The organism is Kitasatospora sp. NPDC005856 (assembly GCF_040629945.1).
In the GTDB taxonomy this organism is placed as follows: domain Bacteria; phylum Actinomycetota; class Actinomycetes; order Streptomycetales; family Streptomycetaceae; genus Kitasatospora.
In genome coordinates, this window is the sequence record NZ_JBEXWT010000016.1 from 33,717 (window position 1) to 54,603 (window position 20,887).

General features: G+C 73.8%; 19 protein-coding genes and 1 pseudogene. 13 read left to right on the top strand and 7 right to left on the bottom strand.

Annotated features, from left to right (window positions below; all coding sequences use genetic code 11):
• Window positions 1–286 precede the first annotated feature (286 nt).
• The gene (locus tag ABZ449_RS12785) at window positions 287–1,033 is read left to right on the top strand and encodes a hypothetical protein (RefSeq protein WP_360344689.1); all 747 of its coding nucleotides are present in this window, start codon (window positions 287–289) and stop codon (window positions 1,031–1,033) included.
• Between the two features lie 76 nt (window positions 1,034–1,109).
• On the opposite strand, the gene ABZ449_RS12790 is transcribed toward ABZ449_RS12785, so the two are convergent.
• Window positions 1,110–1,835 (bottom strand): TetR/AcrR family transcriptional regulator, encoded by a 726-nt coding sequence (locus ABZ449_RS12790; RefSeq protein ID WP_360344692.1) that lies wholly within the window; start codon window positions 1,833–1,835, stop codon window positions 1,110–1,112.
• Between the two features lie 94 nt (window positions 1,836–1,929).
• Between ABZ449_RS12790 and ABZ449_RS12795 the strand changes: the two genes are divergently transcribed.
• Complete coding sequence (locus ABZ449_RS12795; protein ID WP_360344695.1) at window positions 1,930–3,054, top strand: FAD-dependent monooxygenase; 1,125 nt, start codon at window positions 1,930–1,932, stop codon at window positions 3,052–3,054.
• An 83-nt stretch (window positions 3,055–3,137) separates the two neighbouring features.
• Here ABZ449_RS12795 and ABZ449_RS12800 read toward each other — a convergent pair whose 3' ends face one another.
• Both ABZ449_RS12800 and ABZ449_RS12805 read right to left on the bottom strand, forming a co-directional pair.
• On the bottom strand, window positions 3,138–5,783 hold the full coding sequence (locus tag ABZ449_RS12800; RefSeq protein WP_360344698.1) for an FtsX-like permease family protein: 2,646 nt from the start codon (window positions 5,781–5,783) through the stop codon (window positions 3,138–3,140).
• A 5-nt stretch (window positions 5,784–5,788) separates the two neighbouring features.
• Window positions 5,789–5,887: pseudogene (locus tag ABZ449_RS12805) on the bottom strand (ABC transporter ATP-binding protein); the annotation flags it as partial.
• A gap of 435 nt (window positions 5,888–6,322) precedes the next feature.
• On the opposite strand from ABZ449_RS12805, the gene ABZ449_RS12810 reads away from it, so the two are divergent.
• From ABZ449_RS12810 to ABZ449_RS12835, 6 genes are all read left to right on the top strand, one after another.
• Entirely contained in the window at window positions 6,323–7,078 is a 756-nt protein-coding gene (locus ABZ449_RS12810; RefSeq protein WP_360344701.1) for an alpha/beta hydrolase, read from the top strand.
• Complete coding sequence (locus ABZ449_RS12815) at window positions 7,071–7,529, top strand: winged helix DNA-binding protein (RefSeq protein WP_360344704.1); 459 nt, start codon at window positions 7,071–7,073, stop codon at window positions 7,527–7,529. The genes ABZ449_RS12810 and ABZ449_RS12815 overlap by 8 nt, the downstream gene beginning before the upstream one ends.
• A 50-nt stretch (window positions 7,530–7,579) precedes the next feature.
• Window positions 7,580–8,011, top strand: a complete 432-nt coding sequence (locus ABZ449_RS12820; protein WP_360344707.1) for an SRPBCC family protein — start codon at window positions 7,580–7,582, stop codon at window positions 8,009–8,011.
• Window positions 8,012–8,286: 275 nt separating this feature from the next.
• Complete coding sequence (locus ABZ449_RS12825; RefSeq protein WP_360344709.1) at window positions 8,287–9,246, top strand: hypothetical protein; 960 nt, start codon at window positions 8,287–8,289, stop codon at window positions 9,244–9,246.
• Window positions 9,247–9,438: 192 nt separating this feature from the next.
• Window positions 9,439–10,245, top strand: coding sequence for a MerR family transcriptional regulator (locus tag ABZ449_RS12830; RefSeq protein ID WP_360344712.1), 807 nt, complete (start codon window positions 9,439–9,441; stop codon window positions 10,243–10,245).
• The gene (locus ABZ449_RS12835; protein WP_360344715.1) at window positions 10,242–11,255 is read left to right on the top strand and encodes a BtrH N-terminal domain-containing protein; all 1,014 of its coding nucleotides are present in this window, start codon (window positions 10,242–10,244) and stop codon (window positions 11,253–11,255) included. Before ABZ449_RS12830 ends, ABZ449_RS12835 begins: the two co-directional genes overlap by 4 nt.
• Before the next feature lie 63 nt (window positions 11,256–11,318).
• On the opposite strand, the gene ABZ449_RS12840 is transcribed toward ABZ449_RS12835, so the two are convergent.
• Window positions 11,319–11,807, bottom strand: a complete 489-nt coding sequence (locus ABZ449_RS12840; protein ID WP_360344717.1) for a glutathione peroxidase — start codon at window positions 11,805–11,807, stop codon at window positions 11,319–11,321.
• 159 nt (window positions 11,808–11,966) lie between these two features.
• A complete protein-coding gene (gcl, locus tag ABZ449_RS12845) occupies window positions 11,967–13,748 on the bottom strand; it encodes a glyoxylate carboligase (RefSeq protein WP_360344719.1) in 1,782 nt (593 codons plus the stop codon).
• 750 nt (window positions 13,749–14,498) lie between these two features.
• Here gcl and ABZ449_RS12850 point away from each other — a divergent pair.
• The gene (locus tag ABZ449_RS12850) at window positions 14,499–15,980 is read left to right on the top strand and encodes a SulP family inorganic anion transporter (protein ID WP_360344871.1); all 1,482 of its coding nucleotides are present in this window, start codon (window positions 14,499–14,501) and stop codon (window positions 15,978–15,980) included.
• Window positions 15,981–16,059: 79 nt separating this feature from the next.
• A complete protein-coding gene (locus ABZ449_RS12855; RefSeq protein ID WP_360344721.1) occupies window positions 16,060–16,371 on the top strand; it encodes an MTH1187 family thiamine-binding protein in 312 nt (103 codons plus the stop codon).
• An 85-nt stretch (window positions 16,372–16,456) separates the two neighbouring features.
• Here the strand turns inward: ABZ449_RS12855 and ABZ449_RS12860 are convergent, their stop codons facing one another.
• Window positions 16,457–16,933 carry a DoxX family protein gene (locus ABZ449_RS12860; RefSeq protein WP_360344723.1) on the bottom strand — a complete coding sequence of 159 codons (477 nt, stop codon included), beginning with the start codon at window positions 16,931–16,933 and terminating at the stop codon, window positions 16,457–16,459.
• A gap of 152 nt (window positions 16,934–17,085) precedes the next feature.
• On the opposite strand from ABZ449_RS12860, the gene ABZ449_RS12865 reads away from it, so the two are divergent.
• The 3 genes from ABZ449_RS12865 (at window position 17,086) to ABZ449_RS12875 (ending at window position 19,912) form a co-directional block, all read left to right on the top strand.
• Window positions 17,086–17,664 (top strand): helix-turn-helix domain-containing protein, encoded by a 579-nt coding sequence (locus tag ABZ449_RS12865; protein ID WP_360344725.1) that lies wholly within the window; start codon window positions 17,086–17,088, stop codon window positions 17,662–17,664.
• Window positions 17,665–17,741: 77 nt separating this feature from the next.
• Window positions 17,742–19,154, top strand: a complete 1,413-nt coding sequence (locus tag ABZ449_RS12870; protein WP_360344727.1) for an MFS transporter — start codon at window positions 17,742–17,744, stop codon at window positions 19,152–19,154.
• Complete coding sequence (locus ABZ449_RS12875; RefSeq protein ID WP_360344729.1) at window positions 19,151–19,912, top strand: glucose 1-dehydrogenase; 762 nt, start codon at window positions 19,151–19,153, stop codon at window positions 19,910–19,912. The genes ABZ449_RS12870 and ABZ449_RS12875 overlap by 4 nt, the downstream gene beginning before the upstream one ends.
• 76 nt (window positions 19,913–19,988) lie before the next feature.
• Here ABZ449_RS12875 and ABZ449_RS12880 read toward each other — a convergent pair whose 3' ends face one another.
• Entirely contained in the window at window positions 19,989–20,675 is a 687-nt protein-coding gene (locus ABZ449_RS12880) for an SMI1/KNR4 family protein (RefSeq protein WP_360344731.1), read from the bottom strand.
• Window positions 20,676–20,887: the final 212 nt, after the last annotated feature.

Genomic DNA, 20,887 nt, shown 5'->3' on the forward strand with positions numbered 1-20,887 from the left:
CGGTGCCTCCACGACGAGTCGGGCGCGCTCGAAGGACGTCGGGGGACGCGGCGGGTGCGGCGGGTGCCGACCCTGGTGCCCGTCGCCGCCGCAGACGTCGTCCCCGTCCGCCTTCAGCCGGATCACCGTGAGCCGCCGGCCCGCTTCGGCCGCTGGAGCCCGTACGGCCGGGGCGCGGAGCTGCGACGATATTCCGGCCGGAGGTCGGACCGTTCTCTGGGATAGTGAGGGCATGACGGACTCGGGGGGTCGGGAAGGCATGCGCGAGGGGCGGCGGAGGCGGCTGGTGGCCGCCGTGATCTCTCTTGGCGCGCTGGGTGTCGGTGTCGTCCACACCGTCAGACCGGATCTGAAGATCGACGGCGCGACGCTGGCACTCGCCGCGATCGCCGTGGTTCCGTGGCTGGGCGACCTCTTCGAGAGCATCGAACTACCCGGGGGTGCCAAGTTCCAGTACCGGCAGTTGCAGGAGCGCGTGGAAGCGGTCGAACAGCAGGCCGCGGAGGCTCGCCAGGCGGGGGACGACGCGAGCCGCCAGGCCTGGATGGCCCTGGTGGCCGGTGGCGAGGGTATCCGGAGTGCCGAGGCGGTGGAGGAAGTCGGCCGTCTCGTCGACGAGTTCACGGACCTGCGGCGCAGTGAGCCCGCGGGGCCGACGCGGACCTACCGGCAGGAGCTGATCTTCGCCGAGTTGGCCAGAGTCACCCCTCTGGTGGCCGACTTCGACATCGCCTCCGCGCTCGGATCCCCCGACGGCGGGACGCGGTTGGCGGCCTACGCCCGCCTGTACGCCCGGCCGGAGGAGGAGTTCCTGTCGGCGCTCGTCGAGGCGGCGGCTTCCGAGGAACTCGCGTTCAACCAGTACTGGGCCTTCCACGCGGTCGGTTCGATCGTCGGCGCCGTCGGACCGGGGAACGTGCGGCTCGACACGGTGCGGCGCCTGCGCGCTTGCCTTCCCCCGCTCCCGCAGGGCAGTGACCGCTCCCGGGTGCTCACGGCGGTCCTCAGGCGGCTGGAGAGCGTGGCGGGCTGACGACGCTGCTCCAGCGGCTTCTCGTAGTCATCGCGCTACTTGCCGCGCTCGTGAGGCCATGACCGCGCGCCGTGGATCAACCGGATGCGGGAAGCAGGCTGTTCATGAGCAGGCCGAGGGCGAACTCGAAGCGGTCGTGTCCGGTGCCGGAGATCAGCTCGGCGGCATGGCGTCGGGTCTGCGGGAATTGTTCGGCGGGCAGTGCGGTGAAGCGGTCCAACAACTCCTCGTGGCCGAGCACCCATTCCTGGTCCTGCTGTCGGCGCCGCCGCTGGACCAGCGACTGCTCGAGCGCATAGGCGCTGACGTAGAGGGACAGCGCGTCGCGGGCCCATCCGGCCGCCCGCGGTTCGACGCCGCCCGCGAGCAGGATCGCCAGGATCCCTTCGCCGACCCGCAGTGTTTCCAGGTTGGTCGGCACCGTGGCCAGCGCGGCCCGCGAGACCCCGGGGTACTTCAGGTACAGGTCGCGGATCTGCGTGTACACCCCGAGCAGTTGCTCGCGCCAGGCGGCCGGGTCCGGTTCGGGGAGCACGACCTCGGCGTGGAGCCTGCCGATCAGCAGATCGTCGATGTCGTCCTTGTTGACGATGTGCGCGTACAGCGACGACGGACCGGTGTCGAGCACTGCGGCGACCCGGCGGATGGTCAGCGCGTCGTACCCCTCGGTGGCGACGACCTCCAGGGCGGCGTCGGTGATCCGTTCGACGGTGATCGGCCGCTTGCGCGGCGGCGACGCGGCGGCGTCCGCCGCGGGCTGGGCGTGACGGGCCGCGCGGCGCTGGCGGGGATCGGCGGGCATGCCGACCACCCTACCTTGACGCGATCTAAGTTCGTTGCGTAGAACTTAGTTCGTCAGAGCGAACTAAGTTCGTATCGATGTCCGGAGGTGTGTGATGCGGGTATCCGTCGTCGGAGCCGGTCTGGGAGGTCTGGCTCTCGCGCAGGGTCTGCGAGGTGCGGGGATCGAGGCCGCCGTGTTCGAGCGCGACCCGGGGATCGTCGCGCGGTTCCAGGGCTACCGGCTCGTACTGAACCCGATCGGCTTCCGTGCGGTGCGCGACTGCCTGCCGACACGCTGGCACCCGCTGCTGGACGAGATCGTCACGGAGGCCTCCACCGAGCAACTGGTCCTGGACCCGCGGCTGAACGAAATCGGCAGGCTCGGCGCCGGCCGGACCGGCATCGTGGTCGACCGGCAGGTGCTGCGGCACCTGCTGCTGACCGGCCTCACCGTGCACACCGATGCCGCACTGACCGGCTACGAGGTACGGGCCGACGGCACGGTCGAAGCCCGGTTCGCCCGCCGGGAGCCGGCCGTCGCCGACCTGCTCGTCGGCGCGGACGGCGTCACCTCCGCGGTCCGCGGGGTGTTGTCGCCGCGGACCGCCCCGACCGACACCGGCGTCCGGTTCGTCATCGGCCGCACCCCGCTGACCGAGGAGTTCGCCGGCCTGTCCAAGGCCTACGGCTCGAAGATCACGGGCGACGGCGTCAGCCTGCTGCTCGGCGCGATGCGCTTCCGCACCCCGCCGAGGCAGGCTGCCGAGCGACTGGCCCCCGAGGTCACGCTGCCCGACATCGGCGACTACGTGCGCTGGGCCATGATCCTGCCGCCGAACAGCTCACCGGGGGACCCGAGCGCCCAGGACGCCGCGCTGTCCAGGATGGACGGCTGGCACCCGGAGCTGCGCGCACTGATCGAGCGGGCCGACCCGGACAGCAGCACGCTGCTCTCCATCCGGGTGGTCAAGCCCGGTGGGCGCTGGGCGCCCGGCCCGGTCACACTGCTCGGCGACGCGATCCACGCCACCTCCCCGACCGGTGGCAACGGCGCGAGCACCGCACTGCGCGACGCCGACCTGCTGCGCCACTGCCTCATCGAGGCCGAGCAGGGCCGCCGGGACCTGCTCGGCGCGGTCGACGAGTACGAGCGGCAGATGTTCGAGTACGGCGCCGAGGCCGTGCGCAGCAGCCTCGAGAAGCTGCCGGCCTTCGCCCCAGGAGCGAAACTGCCCTGAGGCGTTGTCCGCTCGCCTGCCGCCTGCCGCCTGCCGCCTGCCGCCTGCCGCCTGCCGCCGTCCGCCGTCCGCCGTCCGCTCGCCTACCGCCGTCCGCTCGCCGCGAGCGGACGGGAGCGCAGCAGGAACCGGGTCGGCAGGGCCGTCGCGGCGAGGCAGAGCGCCACGGCCCCGGCCGCCAGCGGCAGGGCGGTGCCCGGCGGGACGTACGGCGAGGCGTCGGCGAGCCCCCGGGCGATCGGCACCAGGGTGACCCAGGCGATCAGGCCGCCCAGCAGCAGCCCGGCCGCGGCCACCAGTAGGGCCTCCCAGCGCATCATGCCGCGCACCTGCCGCCGGGTGGCGCCCGTGAGGCGCAGCAGCGCCACCTCGCGGCTGCGGTCCAGGACCGTCATCACCAGCGTGTTGGCGGCGGTGATCGCCGCGAAGCCGCCGAGGACGGCCGCCATCACGGAGTTCGCCCAGTCACCGGCCTCGCGCTTGCGGTCGGTCTGCGCGACGTACCCGGCACGGTCGGCCACCGTGATCCAGCCGGCCGTGGCCTCAGACGTGGCCGCGGTCGCGGCCTCGGCCGTGGCCGCAGTCGCTCCGGACGAGGCGGTCCCGCCCGGGAGCCTCGCCAGCCGGGCGGCGACGTTCGCGCGGTCGGCGCCGGGGGAGTCCGCGACGAGCACCTGACTGTCGTAGGCGACTCCGGCATGGGCGGCGACAGCGGCCCGGGGCAGGATCAACTGCCCGAAGCCGAGCCCGCGTTCGTACGTGGCGACGACCGTCTGCTGCGTCTGGCCGCCGTCACCGAGCCAGAAGGAGGCGCGGTCGCCGACCGCGAGGCCGAGCTTGTCGGCGAGCGCCGCGTCGAGGGCGACGGTGTCGCTGCCCCGGGCGAGGTCGGCGAGCGAGCCGCTGCGCACACCCAGGCCGAGCACCCGGTCCAGCTTCGCCGGGTCGCCGGACACGCCGAGGGCGGCGGCGGAGCGCAGCTTTCCGTCGGAGCGGTAGACGGCTCCGGTGCGCAGCAGTCCGATCGCGGCGTCGACGCCGGGCACCTGGGCGGCCCGTTCGGCGGTGGTGGCGGGCAGGCCGGGACCGGTGGAGCCGAGCACGTGGTCGGCGAGGACCCCGGCCCGCACCTGCTCGCCGGTGGCGTGCTGGACGCTGCTCTGGATGAACAGCATGGTGCCGCAGAAGGCGCTGACCATCACGATGGGTGTGATCGCGGAGGCCAGCCGGCGGGCGTCGGCCCGGGCGTTGTCGGCGGCCAGCGTGCCGGAGGTGCCACCCAGGCCCGCCCGCAGCGGCAGGCCCAGCACCCCGGCGGCGATCCTGGCCACCCAGGGGCCGAGCAGGGCGGTGGCCACCAGGAAGCACATGACCACGCCGAGCGCGGTGTTGGCGGCGTTCTCACCGCTCAGACCGGCGGCGACGAAAACCAGCACGACGCCGCCGGCGACGGCCACCAGGCCGAGGAGGGTCCGCACCACGCCCGCCCGTCCGGCCTCCACCGAGGCCTCGCCGAGCGCCTGGCCGGGGCGCAGCCGGGAGGGCCGGTGCGCGGCGAGATAGCCGGCGGCCAGCGCGGCCAGCGAGCAGGTGGCGACGGCGACCAGCGCCGGGATCGCTCCGACGTCCGGTTCGACCCCCTCGGGGACGGCGCCGCGCGCCACCAGCCCGTCGAACCACCAGCGGGCCAGCGCCACGCCCGGGACGAGGCCGAGCGCACCGGCGAGGGGCGCCACCAGCATCGCCTCCGTGGCGATCGTGCGGCGGATCTGACGCGGGGTCGCGCCGACGGCGCGCAGCAGCGCGAACTCGCGGGCCCGCTGACCGACGGCCAGGGCGACGGTGGACACCACCACGAAGACGGCCGTCATGGTGGCGGTGCCGCCGAACGAGCCGCCGATCGCGATGAGCAGCGTCCGGCCCTGCCCGAGCGCCGGATGTTCGACGGAGCCGCGGTCGTCGCCGGTGACCACCCGGATCCCGGTGGGGGAGGCTCCGGCGGCCTGCGGGCCGGCGGTGTCACGCAGGGCCTCGCGGAGCCGGCGGGCGAGCTCCTCGGCGCCGACGCCCTCGCTCGGCTGGACGGCGATGGCGTCCACCCGGCCGGGGTGACCGGAGAGCTGCCCGGCCACCGTGTCGGCGAACCAGGCCGTCGGGCCGGCGCTCTGCGGTGCGGCCAGGCCGGAGATCCGGTAGGCGCCGCTGCCGCCCGGTGCGACCAGCGTCAGGCTCGCGCCGGGCGCCAGCCGGACGTCCCGCGCGGTGGCGGCGTCCAGAACCACCTCGCCCGGGCCGGGCGCGCGGCCCTCGACCAGGACGTCCGCGCCACCGGCGACGCCGAGCGCCGCGTACCCGCGCCCGGTCAGGCCCGGCGTGGCCGGACCCGGCTGGATCGGGAAGGCGGTGTCGGGGCGGGCCGCCGCGACCCCGGGCAGGGCGGCGATGCGCTGGGTCAGAGCGGCATCCACCCGGGCCCGGTCCGGCACCGCCCGCTCGACGGTCTTCTCCTTCTTGTCGGAGACCTTGCGGACGATCGTCACGTCCGGACCGGCCGCGACGACCACCGGCGCCTGCGCGTAGCGCACCGGGGGAACGCTCGCGGTGATGCCGGTCTGCAACAGGGTGCCGCAGCCCATGATGACCGCCGCACCGAACAACAGGGCGACGAACGTACCCGCGAAGGCGGGAGGCCGGAAGCGCACCGAGGCGCGCGCGAGTCCGTTGCTCATGCCTCCGCCCCCACCGGATCGTGGGTCACCACGACCACCATCGCACCCGACGCGTCCACGGCAGGGCGCAACGGGCTGAGCACCTCGTGCGCGGTCCGGGCGTCCGACAACCGGCCCGGGCGCCGCGAGGCGCACCCACCGAGCCGCACCTGCGCCGACATCTCACCCGCCCGGGGGCGGGCGCAGTGGGCGTGCGTGGCGGGGGCGTGGGTCTCGGGCGCTTCGTGCTCCGGGCGGTGCTGGCGGGCTGCCATGGTGCTGCCATCCCTCGTGGATCGTGTCGGTCAGCGACGTGCTCCAGGCTAGGAACGGCGGAGGGCGCGAACCATGGAGGCGTCCGGCCGAAGCGGGGTGGGGTTATCCCCACCCCGCGCGCGCCGGCCTCGGGGTGGCCGACGGCTGACCCCCGCTGGAGCGGGGGAGGACGTCGTAGAAGTGGGCGATCACATGGGCGCTCTGTCTCCCCCGCGTCAGGCGGGTTCGCCGATGTGACCTGGATTACTTGTGTCACGACACATGTGTTGTGTAATGTGTCCGATATGAACACTTCAGAGAAGATTTCGACCCTGGTCTTCATCCCCTGCTTCTCCGGCGCTCCGTGGAGCGCCGAGCAGCTCGCCCCCTACGGCGACGCGCCCACGCGGACGCTGCGCCTGCCCGAGGGCGTCGACGACATGGAGCGCTACGCCGACTACGTGGAGAACGTGGTCGCGGACCTGGACGACTGGGTGCTGGTCGGCGACTCGTTCGGTGCGAACATCGCGCTCGCGCTCGCCACCCGCCGCCCGAAGGGCCTGCGCGCCCTGGTGGTCTCCGGCGGATTCGCGGCCAACCCGGTCACCTCGAAGCCGTGGAAGGCCCTGATGCGGGTGATCGGCAAGGCCCGCGGCCCGTTCTACCGGCAGCTGACGCTGCGGGCCCACGCCCACCGCCTGGCCTCCCCGTTCGACGGCGAGGGGCAGGTGCCCTGGAACGAGGCGCGCAGCCGCGAACTGTTCCTGGCCAACACCCCGGCCACCTCGTTCGGCGCCCGCGTGCGGGCCGCCATGACCGCCGACTACGTCGACGTGCTCGGCCGGGTCCAGGTCCCGACCCTGGTCCTCACCCCCTCGCACGACGTGCTGATCGGCGAGGACGCCTCCAAGGTCATGCTCGCGGGCATCCCCGACGCCCGGGAGGTCGTGCTGCCCCGCACCGGGCACATGTTCCGCTTCTCCCACCCGGTCACCTACGCCGCCGCGGTCAACGACTTCCTCGCCGCCCAGTCGACCACCGGGCAGGGCGCACGTGCGTAAGGCCGAACACCTGCGGTTCGCCATCCTGGCGGCCCAGCGCGAGGGCAACCGGCTGTTGATCCAGGCCCTCAAGCCCCACGGCATCACCCCGTCCCAGGCCGAGGTGCTGCGCCTGCTCCAGCAGCACGGCACCTTGAGCCTGAGCGGGCTCGGGCAGCTCCTGGTGTGCGAGAGCGGCACCAACCCCAGCCGGTTGGTCGACCGCGTCGTCGCGGCCGGGCTGGTCGAGCGCCGCACCGACGCCCAGGACCGCCGCTACCTCCATCTCAGCCTCACCCCCGAGGGCGAGCGCCTGGCCACCGAGGTGGCCGGCATCGAGGAGTTCCTCTACGCCTCGATGGACGCCGCCTGCGAGGGCCTGGACACCGACGCGATGCTCGCGTTCCTGCACAACTTCATCGACACCCTGCCCTCGGGCAAGGCCCTCAACAAGCGCCTCGGCCTCGACTGACGCCACGACCACGCGGGACGTGCGGAGGCGCGCTCGGCGAAGGAACGACCATGCGATTCGACAACACCCTGACCATCGACGCGCCCGTCAGCGAGGTCTTCGCCTACCTCGCGCGGCCGGAGAACCTCCCGCGCTGGAACTACGCGCTCGACCACACCGAGCGGACCTCCCCGGGGCCGATCGGCGTCGGATCGACCTACCGCCAGACCCGCACCCTCCCGCGCCCGGCCGAGGAGCACTTCCGCATCACCGAGTACGACCCCCCGAACCTGCTGGCCGCGGAAGGTGACTTCGGCCCGTTCACCGGAACCACCACCTACCGGCTGACTCCGCTCGACGAGCACACCAGCCGGCTGGTCAACACCGTCCACCTCACCGCCTCCGGAGCTTTCAAGGCCGTCGCCGCGATCGCCGGCCCCCGGGTCAAACACGCGGTCGCGAAGAACCTCGACGTCCTGAAAGGCATCCTCGAAACCCGATGACCCCCCTGCGCTCCGCACGGCCCGCGCTCACGGACGTCCGGCAGTGGAGGGGATGGTGTCGAGAAACGACGGCGAGCTCGAACGATCACGAACCCGCGGGTGGGCCGTGTCGGCAACTCGCGTCGGTGGTGCCGGTCGGGGTGGCCCGGACGATGCAGGACCCCCGGTCCGGTCGGTGACGGTTCACCCGATGGGGTGACCGCGGACCGGATCCGGGCGCTCCGACCGGTATACGTGACGTGATCCATCGTTCGGAGACCACCTGCGAGGGGCCCATGGCCGATACGGCCGACACGTCGTCAAGGGCGGCCGCCGAGGCGCTGCCCGCCGCCCACGCTCCCCGGGTCGCCGTGATCCGGGGCGCCATGGAGGCGGGGGACACGGCCCTCGCAGCCCACCTGGCCGAGGAACTCCACCGCCACATCGCCCTGGAACGCGGGGCCCTGCACCCGGACGCGCTGCGCGCGCAGGAGGTGTGGGCGTACGCCGTGGCGGTCGGCGGCGACCCCCAACGGGCGGCCCACCTGTTCGCCGCGGCCGCCACCGCGTGGGCCGGACTGGGCGCCTCGGAGCAGTGGACGGCGTCGCGCAACGCGGAGGTCTGCCGGTGCCGGGCGGAGGCGGCGGCGTCCGCGCCCTCGGCGGTCCCCGTCGCCCGGCGCCTTCCCATCCGCCCGTTCGTTCGCCCGTCCCCGGCCCCGGCCCCGTCCCCGGCCCGGGCGTTCGGACGCGGCGCCGTCGTCGCGGCCGTCCTGGCGGCGGCGCTGCTCTCGGGAGCGGCGGACGCCGGCCCCCGGGCGTACCTCGGGACGGGCCCGGGACCGGTACCCGACGACCAGCCGGCCGCCCCCGCCGTCATCGGAGCCCTGGAACTCTCCGCGCCGTCGGCCTCCCCGGTGCCGAGCCCCGTGCCGCCCCCGCCGGAGCCGGCGGGCGCGGAGCCCGTCCCCACGACGGACGCCGGGCCCGCGGGGGAGCAGACGGACCCGGCCGACGACCCCGGCGAAGGCGGGTCCCGGGCGGGGCGCACGCCGGTGCCGGGCCCGGGGTGGCGACCGGGCAGCGCGGCCGCCCGTCCCCGACCGCGGCCCGCCCCCGACGCCGTCCGGCCGCCCGGTGGCCGACCCGCCGAAGCCGGCACGGTGGACCCCTGTGCCGCCGCCCGCGCGTACGGCGGCCAACTCCTGGGCCCGCTCGTCGAGTTGTGCCAGCGCGCCGCCGGAGCATCGGGCTAGCGGGCCCCGCCCCCGACACCGTCCGCCGCGACGGGCGGTCGCGGCCGGCCTCCGCCCGAGCGAGCGGCTCCGCCCGAGCGAGCGGCTCCGCCCGAGCGAGCGGCTTCGAAACGATGGCAGCGAGTGGGGAGTTCCTGAGTTCCTCGACTCACCGTTGGACTCTCCCACCGTGGGAGCGTCCACCATGATGGCGTGCGAGACGAACTCCTCACCATCGGGCGCTTCGCCCGCCTGTGCCGCCTCAGCGTGAAGCAGCTGCGGCACTACGACGACACGGGGCTGCTGGCTCCCATCCGCGTGGACGCAGGCTCCGGCTACCGCTACTACGCGCCCGGACAGGCGCGTGATGCCCTGACCATCGCCCTGCTGCGCGAGATGGATCTTCCCCTGGCCGTGATCGCCCGGGCGCTGGAGGCCGGGCCCGAGCGCAGGGCGGGGATCCTGCGCGAGGAACGGGACCGGCTGGCCGAGCGGATCAGCAGGGACCAGGCGCGGCTGGCGATGCTGGAGCGGCTGGCGGAGGCTGGTCTGCCCGGCTACGAGGTGACCCTGGGCAGAGAGCCGGAGCGACGGCTGGCGGTGGTGCGAGCGGTCTGCACCCCCGCGGAGATCGGAACCAGGATCGGGGAGTGTCTGGGTCGACTGCTGCCCGTGCTCGGCAGGACGGGAACCGCGTGGGAGCCGCCGCTGTGGGGGCTCTACCCGCTGGACCTGGAAGAGCGGTTGGAGATAGCCGTCGGAGCGCAGATCCCGCAGGGGGAGGGCGTGCCCGGCCTCGAATTCGCGGTGCTGCCCGGCGGACTCGTCGCCGAGACCACGCACATCGGGCCCTACGCGCAACTTCCCCTGGCCTACAACGCGCTCTTCGCCGCCATCCACGAGCGCGGACTGCGCCCGCGAGCACCCGTACGCGAGGCGTATCTCGTCGGACCGGCAGAGGCACCACAAGAAGAACTGATGACCCGACTGATCATCCCCGTCCAGGAGAACACGGCATGACCACGGTGAAAGACATCGACGCCCGCGGTACGCAGCACTGCGAGACGACTGCCCTGGGGGTGTTGCTGCGCCACCAAGGACTCGATCTGTCCGAACCCATGCTGTTCGGCCTCGGATCCGGCCTGTCCTTCGTCTACTGGGACGGCAGGAACATGGGCTTCCCCTTCCTCGGCGGACGGGTCAAGCCGTTCGACCTCACCAGGAACCTGGCCGGCAGGTTGGGACTGGAACTCCAGGTCCGGGAGACCACCTCCGCGCGCAAGGCATGGGACGACGTGGCGGCCTCCATCGACGCCGGCCACCCCGTCGGGCTCCAGCTCGACAGCTACCACCTGGACTACTTCGGCGCGAAGGTCCACTTCGGCGGCCACGTCGTCGCCATGTACGGCTACGACGACCACAACGCCCACCTGGTGGACACCGACCAGCAGGGCGGAGCCGTCTCCACCAGCCTGACCAGCCTCGCCCAGGCGAGGGCCGCGGGTGGCCCGATGACGGCCAAGCACCGCTCCTTCACCCTCACCGCTCCACGAAACCCGCCCGCCCCGCACGCACAGATCGTCCCGGCCATCACCGCTTGCGCCGAGGCCTTCCTCAACCCGCCCATCGCCAATCTCGGTCACCGCGGCATCGAGAAGGCCGGCACGCTGGTGCGCACCTGGCTCCGGCGCACCGACAACCCACGGCTGGACCTGCCGCAGGCCGCTCTGTTGATGGAGAAGGGCGGCACCGGCGGCGCCCTGTTCCGCAACCTCTACCGCGACTTCCTCGCCGAATGCGCCGACCTGCTGGACAGCAGCCACCTGCGCACCGGCCACACGCTGTACACGGAGGCGGCCGTCCTGTGGACGGAAGCAGCAGCACTGATCAGGAAGGCCGGTGAATCGGAGGACGCGCAGTGTCTCGTCCGGGCCGGCTCGATCCTCGGCGATCTCGCACGGATGGAGCGCGAGGCCATGCAGGCACTGATCCGCCTGGGGGATGGGACCCCGAGCACGATCCGGCCCTGACGGCCCGAGCGAGCGCGGCGGAGGCCCGGGGCGGGGAGCCCCGGGCTTCCGCCAGCCGGGCGGTCAGGCCGGGAGGACGGCCTCGAGGGCGGTGATCAGCTCCGGGGCCTCCGGGTCGACGGGCGGGCGCAGGCGGGCCACCACGGTGCCGTCCGGGGAGAGCAGGAACTTCTCGAAGTTCCAGGTGATGTCCCCGGCCTGGCCCTCCGCGTCGGCGACCTCGGTGAGCTTGGCGTACAGCGGGTGGCGGTCCTCCCCGTTGACGTCGATCTTCTCGAACAGCGGGAAGGTCACGCCGTAGGTGGTGGAGCAGAAGGTGCGGATCTCCTCGGCGCTGCCCGGCTCCTGCCCGGCGAACTGGTTGCAGGGGAAGCCCAGCACGGTGAAGCCGCGCCCGGCGTACCGCTGCTGGAGCCGCTCCAGGCCCTCGTACTGCGGGGTCAGGCCGCACTTGGAGGCGACGTTGACGATCAGCAGCGCCTTGCCCTTGTAGTCGGCCAGCGAGGTGGGCGCGCCGTCGAGGGTGCGCAGCGGGATGTCGTACAGGCTCACGGGGTGGTCCTTTCGGGACGTCGTCGGGCCGGGCCTCTTCCGGGGCCACGGTAGCGGCCGTGACCTGATCAACTGCGGTCGGCGTGCCGGTGTTCCGGGTGTGGGGGCGCGTGGGGGCGTGCGGAGCGGGGCGTCCGCCCCCTGGTCCGAGGGCGCCGGTCAGAGCGCCAGCGGCCTGATCGCCGTCGGGGCGTGTTCCGGGAGGGTGGCCAGTTCCTCGAACTCGTTGACCTCGTCGATGTCGGCGGCGGCCATCGAGATGTTGGTGACCCGCTCCAGGATCGCCTCGACCACCACCGGGACGCGGAACTCGGCGGCCAGCTTCCTGGCCTCCTCGAAGGCGGGCAGCAGGCCGTCCGGCTCGGTGACCCGGATCGCCTTGCAGCCCAGGCCCTCGACGACCCTGACGTGGTCGACGCCGTAGGCGCCCAGCTCCGGTGCGTTGACGTTCTCGAACTCCAGCTTCACCTGGAAGTCGATGTCGAAGGCGCGCTGCGCCTGGCGGATCAGTCCCAGGTAGGAGTTGTTCACCAGGACGTGGACGTACGGGATGCGGTGCTGGGCGCCGACCGCCAGTTCCTCGATCATGAACTGGAAGTCGTAGTCGCCGGAGAGCGCGACGACCTGCCCCTCGGGGTCGGCGGTGGCGACGCCCAGCGCGGCCGGGATGGTCCAGCCGAGCGGGCCGGCCTGGCCGCAGTTGATCCAGTGCCGTGGCCGGTAGACGTGCAGCAGCTGCGCGCCGGCGATCTGGGACAGGCCGATGGTGGTGACGTAGCGGGTCTGCGGGCCGAAGGCCCTGTTCATCTCCTCGTACACGCGCTGCGGCTTGAGCGGCACGTCGTCGAAGTGGGTGCGGCGCTGCAGCCGGGCCTTGCGTTCCTGGGTGGAGGCGGCCCAGGCGGTGCGGTCCTTGAGGGTGCCGGCGGCCCGCAGCTCGCGTGCCACCTCGACGAACAGCTCCAGTGCGGCCCCGGCGTCGGAGGCGATGCCGAGGTCCGGGGCGAAGATCCGGCCGAGTTGGGTGGGCTCGATGTCGACGTGGACGAAGGTGCGGCCCTTGGTGTAGACGTCCAGGCCGCCGGTGTGGCGGTTGGCCCAGCGGTTGCCGATGCCGAGGACGAAGTCGGAGGCGAGGAAGTTCTCGTTGCCGTAGCGGTGCGAGGTCTGGAGGCCGACCATGCCGGCGTTCAGCTCGTGGTCGTCCGGGACGACGCCCCAGCCCATCAGCGTCGGGACCACCGGGACGCCGGTGAGTTCGGCGAACTCCAGCAGCAGCTCGGCGGCGTCGGCGTTGACGACGCCGCCGCCGGCGACGATCAGCGGGCGCTCGGACCGCTGGAGCAGCGCGACGGCCTTCTCGATCTGGGTGCGGTTGGCGGCGGGCTTGTAGACCGGCAGGGGCTGGTAAGCCGCGGGGTCGAAGTCGATCTCGGTGAGCTGGACGTCGATCGGCAGGTCGATCAGGACCGGGCCGGGGCGGCCGGAGCGCATCAGGTGGAAGGCCTGCTGGAACACGCCGGGGACCTGCGCGGCCTCCAGGACGGTGGTGGCGGCCTTGGTGACGGGCCGTGCGATGGCGGCGATGTCGACGGCCTGGAAGTCCTCCTTGTGCAGCCGGGCGACGGGCGCCTGGCCGGTGATGCAGAGGATCGGGACGGAGTCGGCGATCGCCGAGTAGAGGCCGGTGATCATGTCGGTGCCGGCCGGGCCGGAGGTGCCGACGCAGACCCCGATGTTGCCGGCCTTGGCGCGGGTGTAGCCCTCGGCCATGTGGGAGGCGCCCTCGACGTGCCGGGCCAGCGTGTGCCGGATCCCGCCGGAGGCCCTGAGCGCGGCGTAGAACGGGTTGATGGCCGCGCCCGGCACGCCGAACGCGACCTCGACGCCTTCGAGTTCGAGGATCTCCACGGCCGCACGGGCGGCTGTCATACGGGGCATCGGATCTCTCCTGCGTCGGCCCGCAGTGGCTCGGAGGGCTCATCTCTCGAATTCCACCATACGGAAGAATGGTTTCTGTATGCGAAAACACGGTAGGGTCGGGTCCGTCGGGCGTCAAGAGCATTTCAACAGAATGTGGAAGCCGGCGGGGTGGGCGGGACGCCCGGCCGCATGGCGGGGATTCGCACGCCCGGACGGCAGTCGCGCTGGTGTACCCGGGGAAGCGGACGCTCCGCGCCGGGAAGCGCAGCCGGTGTGCAGTGGCGGTGAAGGGACGGTGCCGGGTGTGGGCACGCCCCGCAGTCCTGGGTACCGTCGGTGGCACGCCGGGCCCGTGATGTCCAACTGAGGCCGCGGCAGGGGGGTTTGGGGCGCCGAGGAGCGGGGGGAACTCCGCCGGCGGCCCCGTCCAGGACCAGCGTGCCCGGTCCGCCGCACCCGAGCGAGGGACGCACCCCCTGGCCGCACCGACCCGACACCCGCCGCCGCGCTCTGGTCCGCCCGGACCCGCGGCCGTACCGCTGTCGCCGCCCCGAACGCGGTCGTTTCCCCCTTCCTCGTGCTCCCCGCCCCTGCAACGGCGCGCCCGCTGCGGCGGGCGCGCGGAAGGAACGTCCCCATGTGCTGCTGCACCCCTGACCGGTCCCTGGTGGTGACCGGGTGAACCCGCCGCCCCACCGGAGCGACAGCCCGCCGGGCCGCCTCCGCAAGCACGACCCGCCGGGCCGGCCCCGCACTCCGGCCGCCGCCCTGCGCGCCGTCCCCTGGCGCCAGGACCTGCCCGCCTCCCTGGTGGTGTTCCTGGTCGCCCTTCCGCTCTGCGTCGGCGTGGCAGTCGCCTCCGGCGTCCCGGCCGAACTCGGGCTGGTCACCGGGATCGTGGGCGGCCTGGTGGCCGGCCTGCTGCCCGGCAGCAGCCTCCAGGTCAGCGGTCCCGCCGCCGGGCTGACCGTCCTGGTCGCCGACGCCGTCCAGCGCTTCGGCGTCGGCGCGCTCGGCCTGCTGGTGCTCGCCACCGGCCTGCTCCAGCTGGCGATGGGGGCCCTGCGGCTCGGCCGCTGGTTCCGGGCGATGTCCGCCTCGGTGGTGCACGGCATGCTGGCCGGCATCGGACTGACCCTGGTGTTCGGCCAGCTCTACGCGCTCGCCGACCGCCGCGCCCCCGCCAGTGGGCCGGAGAAGATCGCCGGACTGCCGGACCTGCTGGGCGACGTGCTGACCGCCGGGGCCAACCCGAGCGCGGTCGCCCTCGGCCTCGGCACCCTGCTGGTCCTGGTCGGGTGGAAGTACCTGCCGGAACGCGCCGCCCGCGCCGTCCCCGCCCCGCTCGCCGCCGTCGGCCTGGCCGCCGCCGTCACCGCGGCCGCCGACCTTCCGGTGGCCCGGGTCCGGGTGGCCGGACTGCTCGACGTGGTGCACCTGCCCGACCGCGCCGCGCTGACCTCCCTGGCCGGCGCCGCCGGCCTCGGCACGGTCGTCGCCTTCACCCTGATCGCCTCCGCCGAGACGCTGTTCAGCGCCGCCGCCGTCGACCGGATGCACCACGGCCCGCGCACCGACTACGACCGCGAACTCACCGCCCAGGGCGTCGGCAACACCGTCTGCGGACTGCTCGGCGCACTGCCGATGACCGCCGTGATCGTGCGCAGCGCGACCAACGTCCAGGCCGGCGCGCGCACCAAGGCCTCGCGGGTGCTGCACGGCGGCTGGCTGCTGCTGTTCACCGCGCTGCTGCCCGGTGTGCTGGGGCTCGTCCCGCTGACCGCGCTGGCCGCCGTCCTGGTGCACGCCGGCGCCAAGCTGGTGCCGCTGCGCCGGATCGTGGCGCTCTGCCGCGGGCACCTGGGCGAGGCGCTGGTGCTGGTGGTGACGGCGGCCGCGATCATCGCCACCGATCTGTTCGAAGGGGTGCTGATCGGCGTCGGCCTGGCGGTGGCCAAGTCGGCCTGGCAGACCTCGCACCTGCAGATCGCGGTGGAGGAGCAGCCGCAGCCGGGCGGGCAGCCGCTGCACCGGGTGCGGCTGAGCGGCAACGCCACCTTCCTGCGGCTGCCCCGGCTGCTGGACGCCCTGGAACGGCTGCCGGGGGACCGGCCGGTGGAGCTGGACTGGTCCGGGCTTCGCCACCTGGACCACGCCTGCACGGTGGCGCTGGTCTCCTGGGCCGCCCAGCACCGGGCCCGCTCCACCGCGCCGCTGGCGGTCGAACCGCCGCTGCCGAGCGTGGCCTGACGTCTAGCCTGGTCGCTGGTCCGGGTCGGTCGGCCCGGACCGGCGACCAGTGCTGTCGACGTGCAAGGAGCGCAGAGCCGTGATCGCAGCTTTTTCGGTGACCCCGCTGGGGATCGGCGAGGACGTGGGGGAGGCGGTGGCCGCCGCCGTCCGGGTGGTGCGGGAGAGCGGGCTGCCCAACCGCACGGACGCGATGTTCACCAGCATCGAGGGGGAGTGGGACGAGGTGATGCCGGTGATCAGGGCGGCGATCGAGGCGGTGAAGGCGTACAGCGACCGGGTGAGCACGGTCATCAAGATCGACGACCGGGCCGGGGTCACCGACGGCCTCACCGCCAAGGTCGCCTCGGTCGAGCGCCACCTGGCCGCGGGCGGCCCGTCGGGCCGTTGACGCGGGCCGGGTGGTCGGGCCGCTGACGTCGGTCGGAGGATCGACGTCGGTGGGCCGTCGGCGCCGGTCAGTCCATCGGCGCCGGTCAGACCGCCGATGTCGGCCGGGCCGCCGGTTCGGCAGCGGCGGCCGGCGGTCGGCGGGTGAGCAGGCGGTCCAGGGCGTACGGGCCGGAGCCGAGCACCGCGATGGTCAGGAAGGCGAAGCAGAACAGCACCGCGGACTCGCCCCCGTTCTGCAGGGGCAGCAGGGCGCGATCCTGGTGGACGGTGAAGTAGGCGTACGCCATCGCGCCGGAGCAGAGCAGGGCGGCCACCCTGGTGCCGACGCCGAGCAGCACCAGGGTGCCGCCGACCAGGTTGATCAGCGCGGCCCACCAGCCGGGCCACTGGCCGAGCGGGACGGTGCCGCCGCCCTTGGACGCGCCGCCGAACACGCCGAACAGCGAGGCGACGCCGTGGCAGGCGAAGAGCAGGCCGACGACGATCCGAAAGGCCGTCAGCACGACGGGTCTGGCGGCGTCGGCGGTCTGCCGGGGGTGGTGGGGACGGTGAGCGGGCATGCGAAGCGCCTCCTGTGGGGGAAGGAGGTGGATGGGAGCGGTAAGGGTAGCTTTGGTCTAGTCCAGTTGGCAATGCTCCGTCAGAGATCAGGTCTGGACCAATAGTTGCTCTTTCTTGACCGATCGATCCGGAAAGGGCTACCGTTCCCGGCATGGCGCGAACGAAGGAATTCGATCCGGACGCGGCGCTGCAGGCGGCCCTGGAGCTGTTCTGGCAGCGCGGCTACGAGGCGACCTCGATGGCCGACCTGGTCGAGCGGCTCGGCATCGCCCGGGCCAGCATCTACGCGACCTTCGGCAGCAAGCGGGAGCTGTACCTGCGGGCGCTGGAGCGCTACTGCGAGCAGAGTGACTCGGATCGGCTGCTCGACCTCTCCCAGCCCGGCCCGGCGCTGCCGGCGGTCAGGGCGCTGGTCCGGCAATACGCCGAGACGGACGAGGGGGAGCGCCGGCGGGGCTGCTTCGTCACCAACACGGCGGTGGAGCTGGCCCCGCACGATCCGGCCACCTCCCGCCGGGTGGAGGCGAGCCTCGATCACCTGGAGACGCTGCTCGCCGCAGCCCTGGCGCGGGCCGCCGCGCAGGGCGAACTGCCCGCCGGGCGGGATCCGCGGGCGCTCGCCCGGATGCTGGTCGTGCTGCTCCAGGGCATCCGGGTGGTGGCCAAGACCGCCGACGGCGCCCCCCGGGCGCGGGACGCCGCCGAGCAGGCGCTGGCGCTGCTGGACTGACGCCGGTCGGCGCGGGCCGGCGTCCTTTGCTCGGCCCATTCTGGACCGAACGTTCTTTATAGGGGGGAGGGTTTTGCATGGCTGCCATCACTACCGGCCGGTACGGCTTCGCGCTGCTCGGCGTCATCCAGGCGGTGCTGATCTTCACGATCACGATCCTGACCGTGCCGCTGCCGCTGGTGGCGCGGGAGTTCGGGCTCGGCCCGTCCGGGGTGCTGCTGCTCAGCGCCGCCTACGGGCTCTCCTTCAGCTCCCTGCTGCTGCTCGGCGGAAGGTTGACGGACCGTCACGGCGGACGGCTGGTGCTCCGTACCGGACTTGCGCTGCTCACCGTCGCCTCGATCGCCTGCGCCCTGGCGCCCGGCTACCCCGTCCTGTTGGCGAGCCGCTTCGTGCAGGGCGTCGGCGCCGCCCTCACCGCCCCGGCGGCGGTCGCGCTGGTCCGGGCGCTGCACCCCGAACCGGCCGCCTACCGCCGGGCGATGGCCACCTGGGGCGGCCTGTCGGTGCTCGGCGCCACCCTCGGCAGCGTGCTCTCGGGCGCGGTCGCCGCCGCGGTCTCCTGGCGCTGGCTGTTCGCGGTGCCCGTGCTGGTCGCGCTCGCCGGGCTCGCCCGCTCCGCGGCCTTACCCGCGACCCTGCCCGCCGCCGCCCCGACCGGCACCCGCCCGGCGTTGGACCTGCGCGGCGCCGCCCTCGCCACCGCCGGTCTCTGCGCGGTGAGTTACGCCCTGGTGGCCTCCACCGAACACGGCTGGCGCAGCCCCGGGACGTACGGCCCACTGGCCGCCGGACTCGCCCTGCTGCTCGCCTTCGTCGCCGCCGAACGCCGCACCGCCGACCCGCTGCTGCCACCCGGCTTCCTCGCCGACCGGCGCCGGGCCACCGCGCTCGCCGCCGTCATGGCCACCGCCGCCGGCACCGCGCTCACCTTCGTCCTGCTCTCCCTCCACCTCCAGCAGCAGCGCGGCTGGAGCGCCGCGGCCACCTCCGCCGCCTTCCTGCCGTACGCGGCCGTCCTGCTGCTCGCCGGTCGGCTGGCCGGCCCCTTGAGCGTCCGCCACGGCCCGGTGGCGGTCACCGCCGGCGGCCTCGCCGTGGCGGCCGCCGGACTCGGTCTGCTGGCCGGGCTGACGCCCGACGGCGGCTACGCCCTCGGACTGCTGCCCGGACTCCTCCTGCTGCCCGCCGGCGCCGCCGCGGCCTTCGCCGGTGCGGCCGTGCTCGCCACCGGCGGGGTGCCGCCCGAGCGCACCGGACTGGCCGCAGGAGTGTTCAACACGGCCATGGAACTCGGCCCGACCGCCGCACTGGCCGCCCTGATGGCGCTCGCCGCCACCCGCCCGACCGTCGTCGGCGGCTACGCCGCGGCCTTCGCGGCGGCCGCCGCCGGGCTGGCGCTCACCGCCGTCGCGGTGGCCGCCCTGCCCCGGACCACCGACCTCACCGCATCCGAACACACCAACCGCATCAAGGAGTTCACCTCATGACCACGCGTTTCGCCGACAAGTCCGTCCTTGTCACCGGCGGCGGCAGCGGCATCGGCCGGGCCATCGCCCTCGCCTTCGCCCGCGAGGGCGCCCGGGTCGCGGTCGTCGGCCGCACGGCAGGCCCGCTCGCCGAGACCGTCGACCTGATCGAGCAGGTCGGCGGCAAGGCGGTCGCCCTCACCGGGGACATGACGACCGCCCAGGACGCCGCCCGGGCGGTCCGTGAGACCGTCGAGCGGTTCGGTGGCCTGGACGTCGCCGTCAACAACGCGGGAGTGTTCGGCGCCGCCGGCCCGGTCGCCGACATCGACGAGGCCGAGTGGCAGCGGGTGATCGGCGTCAACGTCACCGGCACCCTGCTCGCCATGCAGGCGCAGATCGCCCACATGCGGGCCCACGGCGGCGGCGCGATCGTCAACGTCTCGTCCAACCTCGGCGCCCACAAGCGGCTCGCGGGCGTCGGCGCCTACGCCGCCAGCAAGGCCGCGGTCACCGTGCTGACCCGGGCCGCCGCCCTCGACCACATCGCCGAGGGCGTGCGGATCAACACCGTCAGCCCGGGCGCGGTGGACACCCCGATGTCCTCCCGGCCGGGTGAGGACGCCGGGACCAAGGCCGAGCGGATGAAGGCCGAGGTCCCGGTCGGCCGGGTCGGTGCGACGGAGGAGGTGGCCGCCGCGGTGCTGTACCTGGCCTCGGAGGAGGCGGGCTACACCGTCGGCAGCGACCTCGTCCTGGACGGCGGCTCCTCGGCCTGACCGTCGCCCCCGCCGGACCCGGTCGTCCACCTGACCCGGCCCTCCGCCGACCGGCCCCTTCGTCGGCCGCCGGCGGCTATTCGCCCAGCCACTCCCCGGGCACCGCCTCGTAGAGCGCCTCCAGCGCCTGCGGGGTGCGTGCCCGGGCCACCACCCAGGCCCCCTCGGCCACCCCGACCAGCACCTCCGGGCCCTGGTACCAGCGGAGGTTGCGCCCGAGCGCGGGCAACTCCCGCAGACTGTCCGGGAGTTCCTCGTCCACATCGAGGAAGTCGGTCAGCTCGTGGTCCTCCAGCAGCTTCTCCACCATCGCCATCGCCGCGGCCGCCGTCGAGAAGCGCTCCTCCCAGGGCTCCCACCGCTCCTGCGACTTGTCCGCCAGGTCGAGCCGGCCCACCGTCGGCGGGTCCTCCAGACCCAGGTCGTCCAGCAGGACGCCCCAGTGCGCGCAGCCCTGGTTCTCCGCCCGGTACACCAGGGCGCCGTCCAGCACGTGCAACTCGTCCGGCGTCAGCAGCACGTCCTGGCTGCTGGTCAGGTCCGCCCGGCGGCCGAACAGCCGGTACGCCTCGCGCAGCGCCACCGGCAGCCGCAGGCCGAGCCGCCGTTCGGCCGCGTCCAGCTCCGCGTCCGTGAAGCCGTCGCCCGGCCCCAGCGGCTCGCCCCAGTGGGCGGCGAAGCCCCTGACGAGTGCCCAGGCACCGGCGCGGGAGCGCACACTTTCGGCCATTGCAGCCGGGATGTCGAATTCCGTTTCGTCCACCCGCGCACCGTACGCCACCCCTCCGACAGTGCGGTGAACCGCTCAACCGCCCGTACGTCGCCCCTCCGCAGCCCGGCCGCAGCCGGTTCGCCGCCCGTCCGGGCACGACCGGCCGGATCTGACGCGAACGCGTAATCCCGGCGACACCCGCTGATCACCACGGGGTTCCCACGCCGTCGTTCGGGCAAGACACGGTTTCGGCCGGAACCGAC